General features: G+C 31.5%; 21 protein-coding genes and 1 tRNA gene. 6 read left to right on the top strand and 16 right to left on the bottom strand.

Annotated elements, in window-relative coordinates; all coding sequences use genetic code 25:
- Window position 1: 1 nt before the first annotated feature.
- The 6 genes from GW846_01295 to GW846_01270 form a co-directional block, all read right to left on the bottom strand.
- Entirely contained in the window at window positions 2-226 is a 225-nt protein-coding gene (locus GW846_01295) for a hypothetical protein (GenBank protein ID NDK09393.1), read from the bottom strand.
- Between the two features lie 101 nt (window positions 227-327).
- Window positions 328-621 (bottom strand): hypothetical protein, encoded by a 294-nt coding sequence (locus tag GW846_01290; protein NDK09392.1) that lies wholly within the window; start codon window positions 619-621, stop codon window positions 328-330.
- A gap of 21 nt (window positions 622-642) precedes the next feature.
- Window positions 643-1,062: a lactoylglutathione lyase gene (locus GW846_01285; protein ID NDK09391.1), complete on the bottom strand. Its 420-nt coding sequence runs from the start codon at window positions 1,060-1,062 to the stop codon at window positions 643-645.
- Between the two features lie 13 nt (window positions 1,063-1,075).
- Complete coding sequence (locus tag GW846_01280) at window positions 1,076-1,789, bottom strand: MBL fold metallo-hydrolase (GenBank protein NDK09390.1); 714 nt, start codon at window positions 1,787-1,789, stop codon at window positions 1,076-1,078.
- Window positions 1,790-1,891: 102 nt separating this feature from the next.
- Window positions 1,892-1,975: transfer RNA gene (locus GW846_01275), tRNA-Leu, on the bottom strand.
- A 50-nt stretch (window positions 1,976-2,025) separates the two neighbouring features.
- Window positions 2,026-2,727 carry a hypothetical protein gene (locus GW846_01270; protein NDK09389.1) on the bottom strand — a complete coding sequence of 234 codons (702 nt, stop codon included), beginning with the start codon at window positions 2,725-2,727 and terminating at the stop codon, window positions 2,026-2,028.
- Between the two features lie 121 nt (window positions 2,728-2,848).
- Between GW846_01270 and radA the strand changes: the two genes are divergently transcribed.
- Both radA and GW846_01260 read left to right on the top strand, forming a co-directional pair.
- Window positions 2,849-4,174: a DNA repair protein RadA gene (gene radA / locus GW846_01265; GenBank protein NDK09388.1), complete on the top strand. Its 1,326-nt coding sequence runs from the start codon at window positions 2,849-2,851 to the stop codon at window positions 4,172-4,174.
- An 11-nt stretch (window positions 4,175-4,185) separates the two neighbouring features.
- Window positions 4,186-5,346: a trypsin-like serine protease gene (locus GW846_01260; GenBank protein NDK09387.1), complete on the top strand. Its 1,161-nt coding sequence runs from the start codon at window positions 4,186-4,188 to the stop codon at window positions 5,344-5,346.
- 34 nt (window positions 5,347-5,380) lie between these two features.
- Here the strand turns inward: GW846_01260 and GW846_01255 are convergent, their stop codons facing one another.
- Genes GW846_01255 through secE form a run of 5 tightly spaced genes read right to left on the bottom strand, consistent with a single transcriptional unit; the run spans window position 5,381 to window position 7,778 of the window.
- Entirely contained in the window at window positions 5,381-5,818 is a 438-nt protein-coding gene (locus tag GW846_01255; protein ID NDK09386.1) for a divergent PAP2 family protein, read from the bottom strand.
- A 16-nt stretch (window positions 5,819-5,834) separates the two neighbouring features.
- Window positions 5,835-6,326, bottom strand: coding sequence for a transcription elongation factor GreA (gene greA / locus GW846_01250; protein ID NDK09385.1), 492 nt, complete (start codon window positions 6,324-6,326; stop codon window positions 5,835-5,837).
- A gap of 37 nt (window positions 6,327-6,363) precedes the next feature.
- Window positions 6,364-7,026 carry a hypothetical protein gene (locus GW846_01245; protein NDK09384.1) on the bottom strand — a complete coding sequence of 221 codons (663 nt, stop codon included), beginning with the start codon at window positions 7,024-7,026 and terminating at the stop codon, window positions 6,364-6,366.
- 10 nt (window positions 7,027-7,036) lie between these two features.
- Entirely contained in the window at window positions 7,037-7,573 is a 537-nt protein-coding gene (gene nusG / locus GW846_01240; protein ID NDK09383.1) for a transcription termination/antitermination factor NusG, read from the bottom strand.
- A 25-nt stretch (window positions 7,574-7,598) separates the two neighbouring features.
- Window positions 7,599-7,778, bottom strand: coding sequence for a preprotein translocase subunit SecE (gene secE, locus GW846_01235; GenBank protein NDK09382.1), 180 nt, complete (start codon window positions 7,776-7,778; stop codon window positions 7,599-7,601).
- Between the two features lie 153 nt (window positions 7,779-7,931).
- On the opposite strand from secE, the gene GW846_01230 reads away from it, so the two are divergent.
- Window positions 7,932-8,444: a hypothetical protein gene (locus GW846_01230; GenBank protein ID NDK09381.1), complete on the top strand. Its 513-nt coding sequence runs from the start codon at window positions 7,932-7,934 to the stop codon at window positions 8,442-8,444.
- A gap of 31 nt (window positions 8,445-8,475) precedes the next feature.
- Here the strand turns inward: GW846_01230 and GW846_01225 are convergent, their stop codons facing one another.
- Window positions 8,476-9,486, bottom strand: coding sequence for a fibronectin type III domain-containing protein (locus GW846_01225; GenBank protein ID NDK09380.1), 1,011 nt, complete (start codon window positions 9,484-9,486; stop codon window positions 8,476-8,478).
- A 97-nt stretch (window positions 9,487-9,583) separates the two neighbouring features.
- On the opposite strand from GW846_01225, the gene GW846_01220 reads away from it, so the two are divergent.
- Entirely contained in the window at window positions 9,584-10,135 is a 552-nt protein-coding gene (locus tag GW846_01220) for a type II secretion system protein (GenBank protein NDK09379.1), read from the top strand.
- Here GW846_01220 and GW846_01215 read toward each other — a convergent pair whose 3' ends face one another.
- The gene (locus tag GW846_01215) at window positions 10,136-11,611 is read right to left on the bottom strand and encodes an oligosaccharide flippase family protein (GenBank protein NDK09378.1); all 1,476 of its coding nucleotides are present in this window, start codon (window positions 11,609-11,611) and stop codon (window positions 10,136-10,138) included.
- A gap of 97 nt (window positions 11,612-11,708) precedes the next feature.
- On the opposite strand from GW846_01215, the gene GW846_01210 reads away from it, so the two are divergent.
- Window positions 11,709-13,190 carry a hypothetical protein gene (locus tag GW846_01210; protein ID NDK09377.1) on the top strand — a complete coding sequence of 494 codons (1,482 nt, stop codon included), beginning with the start codon at window positions 11,709-11,711 and terminating at the stop codon, window positions 13,188-13,190.
- Between the two features lies 1 nt (window position 13,191).
- Complete coding sequence (locus GW846_01205) at window positions 13,192-13,794, top strand: hypothetical protein (GenBank protein ID NDK09376.1); 603 nt, start codon at window positions 13,192-13,194, stop codon at window positions 13,792-13,794.
- Here GW846_01205 and GW846_01200 read toward each other — a convergent pair.
- The 3 genes from GW846_01200 to GW846_01190 form a co-directional block, all read right to left on the bottom strand.
- The gene (locus tag GW846_01200) at window positions 13,791-14,945 is read right to left on the bottom strand and encodes a hypothetical protein (GenBank protein NDK09375.1); all 1,155 of its coding nucleotides are present in this window, start codon (window positions 14,943-14,945) and stop codon (window positions 13,791-13,793) included. The genes GW846_01205 and GW846_01200 overlap by 4 nt on opposite strands.
- A 58-nt stretch (window positions 14,946-15,003) precedes the next feature.
- On the bottom strand, window positions 15,004-16,242 hold the full coding sequence (locus tag GW846_01195) for a glucose-6-phosphate isomerase (GenBank protein NDK09374.1): 1,239 nt from the start codon (window positions 16,240-16,242) through the stop codon (window positions 15,004-15,006).
- 69 nt (window positions 16,243-16,311) lie between these two features.
- Entirely contained in the window at window positions 16,312-17,160 is an 849-nt protein-coding gene (locus GW846_01190; protein NDK09373.1) for a UTP--glucose-1-phosphate uridylyltransferase, read from the bottom strand.
- Window positions 17,161-17,207: the final 47 nt, after the last annotated feature.

The following is a 17,207-nucleotide window of genomic DNA, read 5'->3' as shown; positions in this document are numbered from 1 at the left end:
ATTATTTTGCAGAATAGAGTACAAATGCATCGTTGTTTCATATTTCTCTTGCTCCGTAAAATCACTCAGGTAACAGGGCTATAGTGTTCCTACTCACTGCTTCAACTATTTTTTCAACGATCAAAGTGTCGTATCAATCAAGTTTATGACGAATAATATCTTCTAAGTTCTCATCATTAATATCAAATGTTGAGATAGGTATTGGTTTTGGAATTTGGTAGTTCATGGGTGATTAATTATTTCTTACTATTTCTTTTTCATTTTCATTCAAGCCATATAAATTAAAGACCCTTTCATCAAGAAAAATCCTTATTTGAAGTAATAGAATTATACCTGTTGCATTTGTTCTATCAGATTTTCAAGTTGATAAATTTTTACTGTTTGGATAACAGCATTTACAATGAGAAGTGCTATAATGATACCAGCAATAGCTGCATATATTTTCGCGAGCCTAATTTTTTCTTTTACAGTTTGGAACATAACTTGTGTAGTTTTAAAAGCTAAATATAACTCTACTCATTTATAAGCATATTTTATAGTAGGATGCTTAGATACTACTTTTTTAATAACTGAAAACCTATTAGATTGTCCAATCAGAGAATGTATAAGTGATTCTATCATAGAGTTATTATATTGATTATTTTACCAGCTTCAAACATTTTCCATCTCATTCCATGGAGATTGTGGTTCGAGAGCATTGCCTTTTTGAAGTATTTCAATAGATACGTCATCTGGAGATTTGATAAATGCCATAAATCCATCTCGTGGTGGTCTAAGAATGGTGACTCACTTATTTTGAAGCATTTCACAATATTCATATATGTTTTCAACTTCGTAAGCAAGGTGTCCCCAACTACGACCAGTTTTATAGTTTTCCTCGCTTCCCCAATTATAGGTCAGTTCTACTTCTGGAGCTCCATCGTGAGTCGCTAAAAATACAAGGGTAAATTTACCTGCTTCATTTTCTTTTCTTCGTATTTCTTTCAGTCCAAGTATATCACAGTAAAAATTGAGTGATTCTTCTAAATCATGCACTCTGACCATTGTGTGTAAAAATTTCATTATTTTTTTATTACTACCAAGTATTTCTCAATCTTCTCCATTCTATGAATTCTTCTTCACTTGCATGTATAAATACATTTATACTGCGTTCTTGTAAGAGATTTGTAAAATATACACTATCTCCTTTTTGCTGTAGTATCTCTTGAGCCTTGAGTTTAAGTTCTGGAAAATATTTTAAAGTAAACTGTATATTATTTTCGAGATAATCATGTCCAGGATATATCACGACCTGATCTCTATATTTTTTAAATTTTTGAATACTTTCAAATAAATCATTCACATTTCAAGAATAGACATTTCCTACTCACGCAGCAAAAAGAGTATCTCCTACAAAGAGTGCTTCCACTCTCTCGTGTACGATATACTCAAACATAACATGTCAGGGTGTATGACCTGGTACATCTACTACTCGCAGACTCACGTCTCATGCTTCAAAAAATATTTCTTCATCATCTTTAAATTCATAACTCACGTGAAATGGTAGAGATGCTGATGCTATGCTACTTGCATATATCTCATGACAATCAAGCTCAGAAACAGCACTATAATGATCAGCATGTTCATGAGTGATAAGAATCTTCTCTAAAGTCAGATTATTTTCATCAAGAAAATTATTACAAAGTTCAGCATCACAAGGATCTATTACGAGAGCTTGTTTATTTCAAAACTCTAAAATATAAAAAATATTTTGGAGTGAGTTATGTGTAATAATTGGATGTATTTTCATAGTTTTATTGTATAAAAAACTCATATTCCTCTCTTGAATTCTCTCCTTTTATAAAAAAGGAAAGAAGCTACAGATAAAGAATATGAGTTTTTAAAATTATTTTGGTACCTAGGAAGGGACTCGAACCCTCACACCCGAAGATAAGGGATTTTGAATCCCTCGTGTCTACCATTCCACCACCCAGGCTTATACGCTCAGGTATTATATTGAAAAACTATTTATTTCAAGATGAGTCTTTATTTTCGTCAGTTTTTTATTTTTTCTCTATTTTTACAATATATCCATAAATTTGCATAAATATCTGGAAGTGGGATTTTTAATTCATTCACTATTTTCTTGTGATTGGTAACTCATGTCATCAATTGAGCTAAGACAGGAATTGATGTATCAAGGATTTTTTCTCCAGGGACATATCCATTAAGATGCTGTAAAGATATAATTTCAGCTTCGTTTCCTCTCAATCTAATATAACAATCTGTATATCCATGAACGAGAAACATAGAAATTTCTTTTGGGAGGATTCACTCTATTTCTCAGTTGTTTCATCTACGCAAAATTTTAATTCCACTTTCTTGTATAAGTGATTCTCTTGCCTTATGTTCAAATGTGGAATTTTTTGAAAGTTGCAATTGAGAAGCTATTGATGCTGCTACTCGCTCCCTTTCTAAAGAGACATCTTTTGAATCAGAAATAGCATTCTGCACTACTGGAGAAAGTGAGTCAGGAAGTTGATGACGTGTACGAGATGGTCATTGTCATGATATTATAGCAATTTTACGTTGTTGATGAAGTTGTTGAATAGATAACTTTCTCGTGTCTTCAAAAAATGGATCAGTATTTTCATCCAAAGGTTTATGATTGTGATTCTGAGAGCTTGTGTCTTGGAGTATTTCATCCCGAAAGATTGAACCACTTTCTGCAGATACATATTTTTCCATATTTTTTATATTCTATACTTATATATTTAATTTCGTCAAACCACTATAATGAAGAATAAATTTTTTACAAACCAAATTTAATTCTTAAAATACATACAAAGTATATCCAAATAAAATAAGTATGTATATCTGTACAGATTGTGGGAATGAATCCCTCAAGTGGAAGGGGCAATGTGAGTTTTGTAAAGAGTGGAATACACTCAAAGAATCTAAAGTGAGTAGCAAATTAAAAAAGGATTGAGAAGTCTGAGAACTACAGAATATAAAAAGTAAGTGAGAAAATACTGAAGAAAGAATCGTTACCAGCTCTAGTGAGCTCAATGCTGTGCTTGGAGGATGAATAGTACAATGAAGTATTATCCTCTTGTCTGGAGAGCCAGGAATTGGGAAATCTACACTCTCACTTCAACTTGGAAACTGGATACATGAAGATATAATCTATATTTCAGGAGAAGAAACACAAGGTCAAATCTCAAGTCGAGCAGAAAGACTTGATATAGAAGGAAAAAATATAAAAATACTCGCAGAAAATAATATAGAAAATGTTATTTCTACTCTCAAAAAAAATGAGACAAAGCTGGTTATCCTTGATTCTATATCAGTGATGTACTCAAGTGAAATCTCTGGAACAGCAGGAAGTATCTCTCAAGTGAGAGCGATTACAGAAATGGTCGTTGAATATGGAAAAACGACAAATACTACATTCATTATCATAGGACATGTCACAAAAGATGGTTCTCTCGCTGGACCAAAGACACTTGAACATATGGTTGATACGGTACTGTATTTCGAATGAGATAAATTTGATAACCTCAGAATCCTGAGGTGTCTCAAGAATAGGTTCGGATCTAGTTCTGAAATTGGGCTCTACAAGATGGAGGAAAAGTGACTCATTGATATAGAAAATCCAGGTTTAGAATTTATAAGTGATTCTGAAGACGCTCTTGGCTCTGCACTCAGTGTGACCATGGAATGAACTCGTCCACTCGTTATAGAAACAGAAGCACTCACGATGTATACGAAGTTTGGATACCCAAAACGCTCTGCTCGGTGAATTGTTGGTTCAAAGCTTGATCTTATTATCGCAGTTCTTGGAAAATATAGCTCAATCAAACTAGATAGTCACGACGTGTACTGTAATATATCCAGAGGACTCTCTATCTGAGAACCAGGCCTTGACCTCGCTATTGCTGCAAGTATCATCTCGAGTAAAACTGGGAAAGCTCTTTCTAAAAAAGCACTCTATATTTGAGAAATATCACTTACTTGAAAAATTAAAAATGTAATGTTTCTCGAAAGACGTATAAAAGAAGCTGAAAAAATGTGATTTGAAACACTCTATATTCCTGAGATTTCAAGCTCTCTTAGTTCACTCTTACCAAAAAATGCAAAAATAAAGTGTGTTCAAATAAAAAATATTTGAGAATTATCTAAAATGTTTCAATAATATATAAAAATATGAAATCTTCTTTCCTGAGTATCCTACTTATATTTTTCTCAATTATTTGATGAGTTATATGAGCTGCCTGATATAGTTATATTTTAAAAAACTATGATATTTTTGAGTTTTTATCTGATTCTCAGACAATATCAAATAAAAATATTACAACTCTTACCACGGACCTAACTGATTTACAGAGTAATATTACAACTCTCGCTCGTGATGTTTCCCCATCAGTAGTGAGTATTGTTATAAAAAAAGATCTCGTTGTATACCGGAGTGATCCTTGGGGCTTTTTTCAACAACCTGCTGGAACTATAAGCAGGCAAGTTGGCTGAGGAAGTGGATTTTTTATTACAAAAAATGGTACTATTCTTACTAACAAACATGTCGTTGCTGACAACACTGCCGCGTATACTGTTATAACGAATGATTGAATTGAATATGACGCAGAAGTATTAGCAACTGACCCTATAAACGACCTAGCGGTAATTCAAATTATTAATTCTCAAAATAACAACTTTAATCCCCTTCCATTTATTTCATCAGCAGAAGAAATAAATATCTGAGAATTTGCAATTGCTGTTTGAAACGCACTTGCTGAATTTCAAAACTCAGTTTCTCTTTGAATCATCAGTGGAAAAGAAAGAAGTATTGAAGCTTCATGACAAAGTCTCACAGGACTCATTCAAACTGACGCGGCTATTAATCCTGGTAATAGTGGATGACCTCTTATTGACTTATCTGGTCGAGTAATAGGTATAAACACAGCTATCGCCTCAAACAGTAACTGAATTTGATTTTCTATAGCACTGTCTCAAGAAAAAATAGATTATATACTTAAATCTATTACAGAAAGTGGGAAAATAAAAAGACCATTTATAGGAATTAATTATATACAAAATTCACAGTGAGTCGCAAGTGAGCTCTGACTCGAAACAGATATTTGAGCCTATATTATAGATGAAGTCGATAGTATTGTAGTATGAAGTAGCGCTGAACGTGCTTGACTCAGGCCTTGAGATATAATATTAGAAATTAATGAAAAAGAAATTAACAGCAATAATACTCTTCAAAATATAATTCAAAACTCTATTCCTTGAGAGACTCTTCGTTTAGTCGTACTTAAAAAATCATGAGAACAAGAAGAAATAGAGCTAGACTTAGGAGAATTTTAATAAAAAAAAACTGAGAAATTTCTCAGTTTTTTATTTATATGTAGAACAAGATTATTGCGACTATCACTCAGAGCATAGAACCTGCGAATGCTTCACTGGGAAGATGTCAAAGAGACTCTTTGAGTTTTTTTTCTGGAATAAGTTTTTCTCCAAGACTCTCGTTTATGAATTTAGCATGAAGCCCAGCTTCAAATCGTACATTTATAGCATCATAAATAATTATAACAGTAAATCACATCACAATTGCAAAGAAATCAGAATGAATTCCATACTTTAGTGCAAATGCCGTTGCGAGAGAGACTACAACAGAGGAATGAACCGAAGGCATACCTCAACTTCCTACAGCTCGCTCAATATCCCATATGCCAGTTGCGTACTTAACAACAAGCCCCTTTATAATTACCGATAACATAAATGTTACTGCGGGAACCAATATGAGAGTGTTATAAAATACGTTGTATTCTGTAGGCATGTGATAAATTATTAGGTTATGCTACTTCTAAAATTTTGTAAGAAATTGATTCTCCAGCTCCATTTTTTAGAGAAACTGAATCCCCTATTTTTTTTCAAAGGAGTTGTTTTCCAAACTGAGATTCGTTTGAAACTCTCGGAGTTTCAGCGAGAATATCGGCTTCAGTTGTACCAACTATTTTGTAAGTTTCTTTCTCTTTACTTCCAGCTTCTTGTACAGTAACTGTCATACCCATATTAACCTTTTTCTCTCCTGATTTAGATTTTTTATCTTCTTCAATGAGTTTAGCATTTTTAAGTTGATCCTCAAGCTCAGTTATTCTAAGTTCAACCTGAGATTGCTCATTACGAGCATCTTCATACTCAGAGTTTTCAGATAGATCTCAGTAACTAATTGCTTCTTTCAGTTTCTCAGCTATTTCAACTCTTTTATCTTCTTTTAAGTATCGTAATTCTTCTTGGAGTTTTGTAAGTCCCTCCTGCGTTAAATATATAAACGAATCAGCCATTTTTATTATTTTATTATTTATAAATTAGTATTGCTCTCTAAAAAATATCTTTGAGTGTATTATAACTATCTTTTTTTATTTTCAATCAAAAAGTTACGCTTTGTGTTTCTCATAGTATTCTCACTTCACCATCATCAACCGTATCTTTGAGATTTATAAATAATGACGAAATTCCAAAACTATTTGTTTCATTAATAGTGAAAGGAAGTTCAAAAGTTTGCACATCAAGTATTTTTTTAACTTCAGTATAATTTTTACTTGGAAATATATATACAGTAAGTTCCGGTGAATAATAGGTGTAATATGGATCTGGATACTCAGTGGTAATATCATAGAGGGCAGAACTCGTAGTTAACTCTATGAGATCAAATGATTTAAATCTCTCTAAAAATTTTATATCTTCAGCACTCAGTGGTATGAGATCTTTTTTGACTGTATTATTACCAGCAAGCTCACTGAGAAAATTAAATCATGTTCAAGTACTTTGTATCTCACTATTGTTTAGAACCTGACTTGCACTTGAATCAATTATTTTCACACGATTGGTATCATCTACAATTAATCCTGAATCATAGACTACTTCTTCTTGGTATTTTATTTTTTTCAAGAAAAATCTATAGTCCTCACTGATAATATATGCAAAAATATTAACAAAGAGCAAGAACATGAGTCAGACTAAAAATATTATTGTATTTCTCATGTATTTAGGATTATCGAACAACAACTTGTGAAAAATCTAACTCTATTGGAGTGTCTCGTCCAAGAAGGTTTATATTTATCTTTACGAGTCCCTTACTTTCATTTATTTCAGTAATGAGTCCTTCGTTCCCTTCAAAAGGTCATTTTGTAATTACAGCCATATCTCAAGTCTTGAATTTTGTTGAGTAGGTATCTTCTTTATTTTCAACTTTTCATCTTAGTTGAGCAAGCTCTTCTCATGAAACTGGAACTGGGATATTTCCTGCTCCAAGAAAACCAGTAACGTTCGGAGTATTTCTTACGATATACCAACTTTCATTTGAAACTCTCATTTGAACGAGGATATATCAAGGAAGGATATTTTTTTTCTTTTTAACCTTTGTACCTCCCGCTCTCACTGTAACAACATCATGAGTTGGAACAAATACATCGAGTATATATTCTTCGAGTCAAAAACTTTCTCTTCTTTGAAAAAGTGATTGTTTTACGTTTTCTTCTGTTCCTGATATTACCTGTATTACGTACCAGTCTGGTTTGATTTCTGCCATATTTTTGTATTTGTTAAATAAAAATTTAAATTACGTTATTGAGCCACAAAATGAATTGTGAGAATATATTACTAAATATAAATAAATATATAGTAAAGAGTGTTAAAATAAGTAACACGAGAAAGAAGAAGTCTCGAGTTTCTTTTGGTGTTGGCCATACAACGTGTCTGAGCTCTCGAACAGAGTCTTTGAAAAACTGTATCATAAAGATAATTCTTAAAAATAAAAAGTATTACAAAATAAGCTTGTAACACCTGTCAACATGAGTATATCTGTTTTTCCAATAAGTCAAAGATTTTTTGACCTTGGAGATGCTTTGTGTTACAATAAAAACACATGCTTATCACTCTCTTGGATTATGCTTATTTGAATTGCTATTTTCGTGCTTATTACACTCATTATATGATGAGTTTTTGTTGCGCTCCATGTGATATCTCAAAAAATAGAACTCTTTGAACATTGACTCATAGCTCATTTCCAAAGAAGAACTGATATGATTCCATGACTTTCTGAAATATCAAAAAAATATATCATGCGGCATAAAGAAATATTTTCAGAAGTATTAGAACTTCGAAAAAATGAATTTGCGCTTGTTGGAATAACGCAAGACCTACAAAACTTTATTCAACTTCAGGAAAAAATTCATCATGAAATAAATTTTATTTTTCAAGTATGTAATAAACATCCTAAAATAAATAGAGATACTCATTTTCTTTATTTGAGAGATTGTATTATTCAACAAAGTACGGTTATAGAAAAAGAATTTAAAAAATATAAAAAAATAATAGAGATATACAACTCTCTCATAAGATATAAAAATCTTTCTATTATTTGAATGATTATCCCCTATTCAAAAAAAACAGTTCTATAGAACTGTTTTTTTATTATTTATAGCGAGTAATTTATACACTTCTACGTCTCGTATTAATAAAATAGATGGCTCCAACAAATAAAAATGCAATTATCAGGAGAATCCATTGACCCGGTCAAGTCTGAGGAAGGGCTTCACTTTCTGCAGCTGTTGAGAGAGTATTAGAATCAATGTCAGCTTGAGAAATAGTTTGACCAGCATTTCATTTATTTATTGTAGCTGAGGGATTAGAATCTACTTCTGTTGTATTTTCTTCATTAGGAGAACTAGCTTCGTTTTGTGTATTTTGGCTCGGTGGAGTCACAGCTGTGTTGTCTTCTTCAATGACTTCTGTATTTTCAATTTTAACAGGTGCTTTTGATTTAAAAGTAGGAGTTTCAAAGTTAATAAATGCATTAATCCCAGCTTCAATACTGTTTCATGCAGAGTCTCTCATATCTAAAACTGTTACTTTGTATGAAGTTTCAGGAGTGAGACTCTCACCAAGAACAACAAGAACCTTTGATGGATCAGCTTCATTTACAGAACTAATATCTACAGGAAGTTGTTTTAAATTTGATTTATTTTGTATTGCAAACTCGTTTACAGCACTTCCAGACGAGTCAAGTTGTGAAGAAAACTGAAATTCTAAAGTCTCTGTATCTATAACACTCACTGAAAGTATTTTAAATTTTGATACATTTTTACTCTCTCACGTTTTGAGTGTTGTGTATGAAACTTCTTTTGAAAAATCTGATTCATTTCCATCACTATCTACGGAAGTAACGGCGAAAAAATATTTTGTTTCTGGTTTTAAGTTATCAACACTCGTCTCACTTCCATCAATGAGATCTACTCACTCAGATTCATACGTACTCCCAGAAGCTGATTTTGTACCGTAGTATACGTAATATCACTCTGCATTTGCGTCAACATCCCAATCGAGTGTTACACTTGATCCAGTAACTTGTGTTACCTCTAAACTTGATGGGGCAACGAGTGCATAAACTCATTGTAAAAAACTTAAAAGAATCGCAAACAATAGAACTCAAATTTTTTTCATAGGTATTGCTAAAGAATTAAATTTTCTTGTATTCACTCTATTTTATAATAGTATGTTCTTATAGTAGAAAAAAAAGTATTTTTGACAACTCTTTTATATGAAAATACATAGACCTAAAGCCTTTACACTTATAGAGTTATTAGTTGTAATTGCAATAATATGATTTATTGGAGTAGCTGCGAGTAAGTTTAATTTTTCTAGACTTAGTCAAAATGAACGACTCAACATTCAGGTATTACAAATTAATAATGTTCTGCAAGAAATAAAAAATAATGCCCTCATTGGAAGATGAGTGGGGACTCAAACTATCACTCCAGATGCTTGGAAGGTAGATATATCCCAAAGTGCCTCTTGAACTATTACGAGCTCATATACACTAGATAACCAGGCAACATGGATTGCATACTCAGAAAGTTGGAAAAGTGAAAATAGTATATTTATGTCTGAACTGTATTGTGAAGATTTAACCTGAACTCGAACTACTATATCAAATGTTGCCTCTCTCATTATTGTGTGAAATACCATCAAGCTTGTTTCAAGTAGCTGTAACCCTCAGAGAGATAAGTACTTATGACTTACATTGAGTAGTTGACTACGAGAAACACAAATTAAAGTCTCAAGTATTAGTTGAGTAATAGAATCAAACTAACTATATATTTGTACGTAAATTTTTAGAAAATATAAATTCCCATCAAGCATATAGAAGTAAAAACAAAGGTGTATAGAAGCAAATATTAATGATGTCATTAAAATTTGTGAGTCATTTTAAGGTATCAAATATCATATATATTATGAGCATACCTACAGCTCATAAAACCATACTATGTACATATTTCATAGGAAACGAAATAGTTTTTAAAACTATTATCGCAGTACAAATAGTGAGTAATATCTGACTCACAAGTGTAACTATTGCGGCTCAATAAAATGAATAATAGGGTATAAGAATTATATTTCCTATTATATTAAGAGCTGTTACTCACGAATTAATCCAGAGTAGTATTCCCTGTTTTTCAGAAGCTATGAGCATATATATAAAACTCAGCGAGACAAAATAAAACATAAGTACAGCCAAAACAATTCTAAAAGCGTCGAGTGAAGAATATAGACTGCTTATAGGATCTAAATATTCTGGAGTTGCAATAATACGAATAACTTCTGTTCAAAATAGATTTCAAAGGGCAAAAATGAGTAACCCAAAACTAAATAATATCTTCAGTGAAATTCAAAGCATATTTCAAAGGGAAATATAATTTTTAGATTTATATTTTTGCGTGAGTGATGGAAGCAATGAATTTAAATAAAATCACCCGAGTACCATGAGTACCTCAATTATTTTCATAGGAAGTCAATAAAGTGCTATTGAAATATCTGCCTGTTCTGGAGATTCTAACAGTGATAATAATATGACGTCTATTTTAAAATAAACTACTGACAGAAATAAAGCGAGTCAGTATGGGAGAGATGTTTTAAATATATATGATATATAATCCAAATCAAATCTGTAACGAATATCTATAAATTTTTTTGCGTAGTTATAGTTTAACAATGTATTGACTAGTACTCACAAAAAACCTGCAATAAAAACAGAAATAAACGCTATATTATTTTGACTCGCATCAAACATAAAAATCAAGAAGTATGCAATGAGAACAAGAGTTATAAGCTTCCCACTTACAACGGATATAAGTGAAAATTCCATCTTGAGTTGAGATTGCATGAGTGCCAAAATTGCCGAATTTATGAGACTTACAAGTGTAAAAACTCACACGATAGCGATTGCAAGAAGTGTATAAAAATCATTATATCAAGGCAAAAAATACGCAATAGCGAGAGCTATAAATATAATAATAACTCAAAGTCATGTTCGAAGTGACAATACATTTCCAATAATCTTCTCGGGAGCTGTCTGAGCTCTCGAAATTTCACGGATGGTTATAGTATACAGTCAAAGATCTGCTAAAAATGCGAAAATACCAAGATAACTATATATCTTATTATAGCTTCAATACAGCTCTATAGGAAGATATTTTGTTAAAATACCGATGAGAAATATGGAAATTATTGCTGTTAAAGCTTTTGAAATAATTTGTGCTATAGTATTTGATGCTATTTTTTTGTACAATGTCGAGTCACTAATAGAAATATAGTATTGCAATTCTGGCTGTGGGTTTTATTATACTGACAGTCTGATTAAAAAAAAGAAAATAAAAACTGAATATATGAAAAAAATAATTATCCTCATTGTGTGAATTTTAGGAGTACTTTGAATGTGATGAGTACTCGCATATCAGTATTCACAGGATACTCCTCTGATTATAAATACTCCAACTGAAAAAATAGAGGAAATAGTACCTGATGATATAGCGTTAATAGATAATGATGAAATCGATAAAGAAGCTATTGTTCAACAAAAAATTAACAGTATTAAAAAACGTCTTGCTCTAAAAGGACTCATTATAGAATGAGATGGATACTATAGAAATCAACAACTTCCACTCGCACTCAAAAAATATTTAGAATTTTATAAACAAAATTCAAACGATGATCTCGTGATACAAAAACTCTGAGATACATATTTTGAACTAAAAAAATATGGAAGTGCTCTCAATTACTATAAATTACTTGGTCAATTAAATACTGACACTAAAAAGAAACTAGCACTGAGTTATATTGCAAGTAATGATATAACTCAGAGTACTATTCAAAATGAATTTAAGACTCTCATGGAAGCTAAAAACTTTAATGAACAGGAGCTCTTTTATTATACGCAGTCGCTTTCATGTATTTGAGATTTTCATCAGTGTAAACTCGGTTTTTGAGAATATTTTGATACTCTTGATGCAAATGGAATTGCTCGAGAAATAAGCTATGAACCACTCATAGATTTGAAAAAATCTCTTGAAAACTATGTAAATTTTCAGGTAGATGAAGTATATCTCAAAGATGCCTACATGATAAGTTCATGGTATAGTAATGGTTTATATAGCTTAGCAATTGATTTAGGAAATAAATTACTTCTAGAAAAAATAAATTATAAACCTATATTAAAAATCGTAGCTCAGAGTGAGTTTGAACTTTGAAATTATGAGCAGGCTCGAAAAGAACTTTGAAAGTATTATGCTATAGATGAAAAAGATTCAGCTATAAACTACATTTTATGAATCGTAAATGAAAAACTCAAAGACTATGTTTTGGCTAATATATATTTTCAAAAATCTCTCGATCTTGGATATAATCCAAGTATAGATGCGAGAAGACATATAATTCATAACTTTTACCTCTTACAAAACGACAAAAGTCTTTTACAAGCATTTAAAAAAATGGTTGAAGAAGAAAAAAATCTACAAAAAGAAGATCTGGCTCTCGCAATTTATTATCATATTATTTTTGAATCGTATGATAAAGCATTTTTATGGAGTAAAAAATGACAAGAATTATTCCCTGAAGATTGAGATTTTTTTGCTTATGAATGATGGATACTTCGAGAAGAATGAAAACTTAAAGAGGCCCTGTCATCACTTCAAGCAGGAGGAATCATAGATGAAAAGAATCCATTTATTTTTATAAATATAGCCTATACGGTACAGGAACTTTGAAATATTCCAGGTGCTAAGATATATTTTGCAAAAGTAATAAGTATTGCTCCAAAAAGTGACTTCGCATCGCAAGCCAAAGCAGAACTTACAGCCTTAGAAAAATAATATGAGCTTTGAACAATCCGAAAAAAATGCTGACTCTGAAAAAAAGAGACTAAAAAAAGAATCCGAACGTCATAATGATTTTTTAGTTGAAAAAAGAATTATGCGTGAAAGTAACGCATTGTTAGAAAAACTTACTGCTGAGATTGCTCGAGACTTTTGAATTGATATATTACAGGCCCAAGAACTCATTTTAGAAAATACATGAAAAAGTCTTGAATCATTTAAAAATAATTTAGAGTCTCATTTAAATATTAACGTCTTCGCTTTAGAGGAAGCTATAAATAATGCGAAGCAATCAATTTCAAATCTTTCAATACAATCTAGACAAGAACTCAAAAATACACTTTTAACAACTGAATTTAAACCACATAATTACCAATATAAAACAAGTCAGTTTTTATTTTGAAACAATATGCGAAATAGAGCTCAAAACCCAAAAAACTTATTTGATCAATGAATTGGACTTTCAATAGGAGTGGTAGATAGCTCTGAAGCACTTATCTTACTGACCTATTGAGTTTGAAAGTGAGTGATCCTGAGTCCATATCATTTATACAAAATACTTACTTGAAAAGTAAAATACGACTGACTCACTAAAATCTAAGCTATAAGTTGTACTAGTATATCAGCAAGTGACTTCTTATCATGTTTATAAAAACTTTTTCTATCCAGTAAATCTGTTTCGAAGTATTTAATATGTCTTCTTTCAAGTTCAGATTTCTCTCCATCACTCAGATATAAAAAATCTCCTCATTTCACTGAAACATTTGCCTGAAAAATTATTCTTTCGTCTTTTGATAATTCAAGATGTTTATTGTTTGAAACAAAAATATCGATTTTTCTTCACAAAAATCTCTCAATCTTATTTATAAAATCTAGATGTGTGAGTCACTGTGTTTCTCCTCATTTATTTGTGGTATTTCATATATAAATTATTTTTGCTTCTGATGATCCTATTACATCTTTGACTCCACCGATAACAAAATTAGAAATAATTGAAGTAAATAAATCTCCGGGAGAAATCACGATAAAATCTGCTTTTTTTATTGATTTAAAAACATCTTTGTGTTGGTATGCGTGCTTAGAATCCTCCATAAGCTTCAGGTCAGCAATTCAGGATGAATACGCAGCAACGTTAGATATTCTATCCTGTGACTCTATAACCTCACCATTTCATAACACAGCTTGTATATACGCTCTTGAAGTAGTTACAGGAATTATATCAGCTCGCACTTCTAATATTTCATGCATTACTTCAAGCATTGCGTGATAATCTCTATTAAGATTGAAGTAGAGATTTGCCATAAGTACATTTCAGACTTTATGTCACTTAATAGAGCTTGAAAGCGGAAGAGTAAATCAGAGTATATCATAGTCACTTTTTGATCCGTTTTCACTTATTTTTTTGAGATGCTTTTTAAAATCACTATCAGCTCACACATATTTAAAATAGTCCCACACTGTCATGTCAGAGATTTTTACATCTCTTTCAATCACCGTTTCCATATATTGTTGAAACTCATTTCTTTTTTTAGAATCAGACATCATAAAGAGACATCTTCTCAAATCACCAGGTGGTGGTAGGTGCATTCCAAGTTCTTCTTGGAACTTACGCATAAGCTCTCCAGTTGTTCGTCCATCATCACTCATGGAAACAATAGAGGATATTTTTACATCTTTCGGAAAATACTTATACAGAGCGTCGAGTAAGTTAGATTGACCATTTCATCCCCCAATGGTTACGATTTTTTTCATGTATACAATAAAAAATATATAATTATATTGTATATATTTTTAAGAAAAGTGCGATATTTTAAATCTTAAATGCTTCTAGCATTAAATCTAAATCTGGAAAATCACTGAGTAACTTTTGTTTTGTAATAATTTTTGATTTTTCTACTCAGGGTTGATCAAAGGCATTGATATCAAATAGTTCTCATAAATAGGCTATTTGAAATTCAAATATATAAAGGAGCTGAGCTATATTTCTTTCATCGAGTTTTTCCATAGCAAGAGAAATAACTGGAATTCACTCATTTCTTAGAGAAGATTCTGTTCCATATTTTTCTATTTTAAGAAGTGAATCAAAAGTAAGTGATTTATTTTTATCAATAAATAATTCACTTTGAGAATTTAGTATTTCTAGAGTTATAAAGAGTTTATCTTGTGGCCCATCCTGATAGAGTTGTAACTGAGAGTGTTGATCTGTTACTCAAATTGCACTACAAGGAGTCACTCAAACTCAGTCTTTCCCAATACTCTCAGCGAGAAGTTGTTTATACCACTCTCCTATTTGCCCTAATCTGCTTGAGTAAGGAAAAAATACACAAATATTCTTTGTCTCAGTTTTGTAATAATAGTACTGCATGATAGCGAGATGTAGTGCTATATTTTGAGATATATCTTTGGATAAACAGTTTGTTTTTATTCCACTGAGCCCAGAAATCAGTCAATCAATATCAATTCAAACAAATGCAAGTGGCAAGAGTCAAACTGCTGTAAACACTGAAAATCTTCCTCAAATATTATCAGCAAGTTCAAAGATTTGAAAATCATTTTCTAACTCAGATGTATATAAAAAATTTTCACCAACTACAAAACAAAAATGTTTCTTCCAGTCTGATTGTATACTTTGTACTTGTTTTCTAAAAAATACATACTGTGACTGTGTTTCTATAGTTGATCATGATTTTGAAATCACGCAAAACATAGTTTTTTTTAAATCTAGTATCTCTAGTAAATCAGATATTGTGTCTGTTTCAATAGTATCGAGGATATAAAGTTTTTGAACTCCAGGTATTTCATTATGATTTTTTCATCTGAGTGCTTCAAATATAGCTCTGGTTCCAAGTGCTGAACCTCAAATACCAAGAACAACCATTGTATCAAACTCTAGAGTGACAGAGTCAATATATTTTAGTATTTCTTGCGTGTTCACTGTAGAATCTACATCAATAAATCATAAATCTTCTCTCTTGTTTAAAATATTTCAAACTATATCTTCTGGAGATGTATCATGAGTCAAAACTGGAGCAGTAACGATTTGTATCATAATCTGAGCATTAAAAAATACATACAAAAATTGTATGTATTTTTCAGTGAAATGCGAGAATCTTTATATTTAGAATGATTTTAAGAAATCTTTCATCTCGCTGGCAATCTCAGGATTTTTCATTGCGTAGGCGACACAAGCCTTGAGGTATCAAACAGTATTTCATGTATCATAACGTGTTCACTCAATCGTAAGTGAATATATATCAGTCTTTTTATTCATATCTATAAACGCGTCTGCGAGACGAATCTCTCCATCTCACACACTCGACTCTGCATTTTCCAGGTATTCAAAAATATCTGGAGTCAGAATATATTTTCCAATCGCTGCGTGACGAGACTGTGTTTCTGAGGCATTTGGTTTTTCTATAAATTTTGTTATTTTAGAATCTGTTGTTTCCATAATTCCATAACTTGAAACTTCTTTTTCAGTTACTTCTATGCTCGCAATCACTGATTTCCCAACTTCCTGAAACCTGGAAACGAGTTGCTGCGCTGCAGTAATAGGATTATCTATAATATCATCACCAAATAATACTAAAAAAGGTTCATCTCAAATAATACTCTTTGCTCGAAGTATCGCGTCACCATCTCCTCTAGGGTATGGTTGTCTGATATAAATAATATTAGCTTCACCAGAAACTGATTTTACTTTTTTTAAATATTCAAACTTTCCAGATTTATCGAGTCGTTGCTCAAGTTCTGGGTTTGAATCAAAATGATCCTCAATAGCTCGCTTGCTTCGTCCTGTAATAATAATAATATCCTCACATCCCGCAGCTATAGCTTCTTCTACAAGATATTGCATTACAGGTTTATCAACAATCGGAAACATTTCCTTTGGAAGAGCTTTTGTAGCAGGAAGAAATCTTGTTCCCATTCCCGCAGCTGGTATGACACACTTTGTTATTTTTTTCATTTTTCTAAAATATTTTAGATTCAAGTAAACTATAATAAAATCATACA

This window comes from Candidatus Gracilibacteria bacterium (genome assembly GCA_010119145.1).
Lineage (GTDB): Bacteria > Patescibacteriota > Gracilibacteria > BD1-5 > UBA6164 > JAACSU01.
The sequence above is the reverse complement of the archived record's forward strand: the minus strand, read 5'-3'. Positions and strand labels throughout refer to the sequence as shown.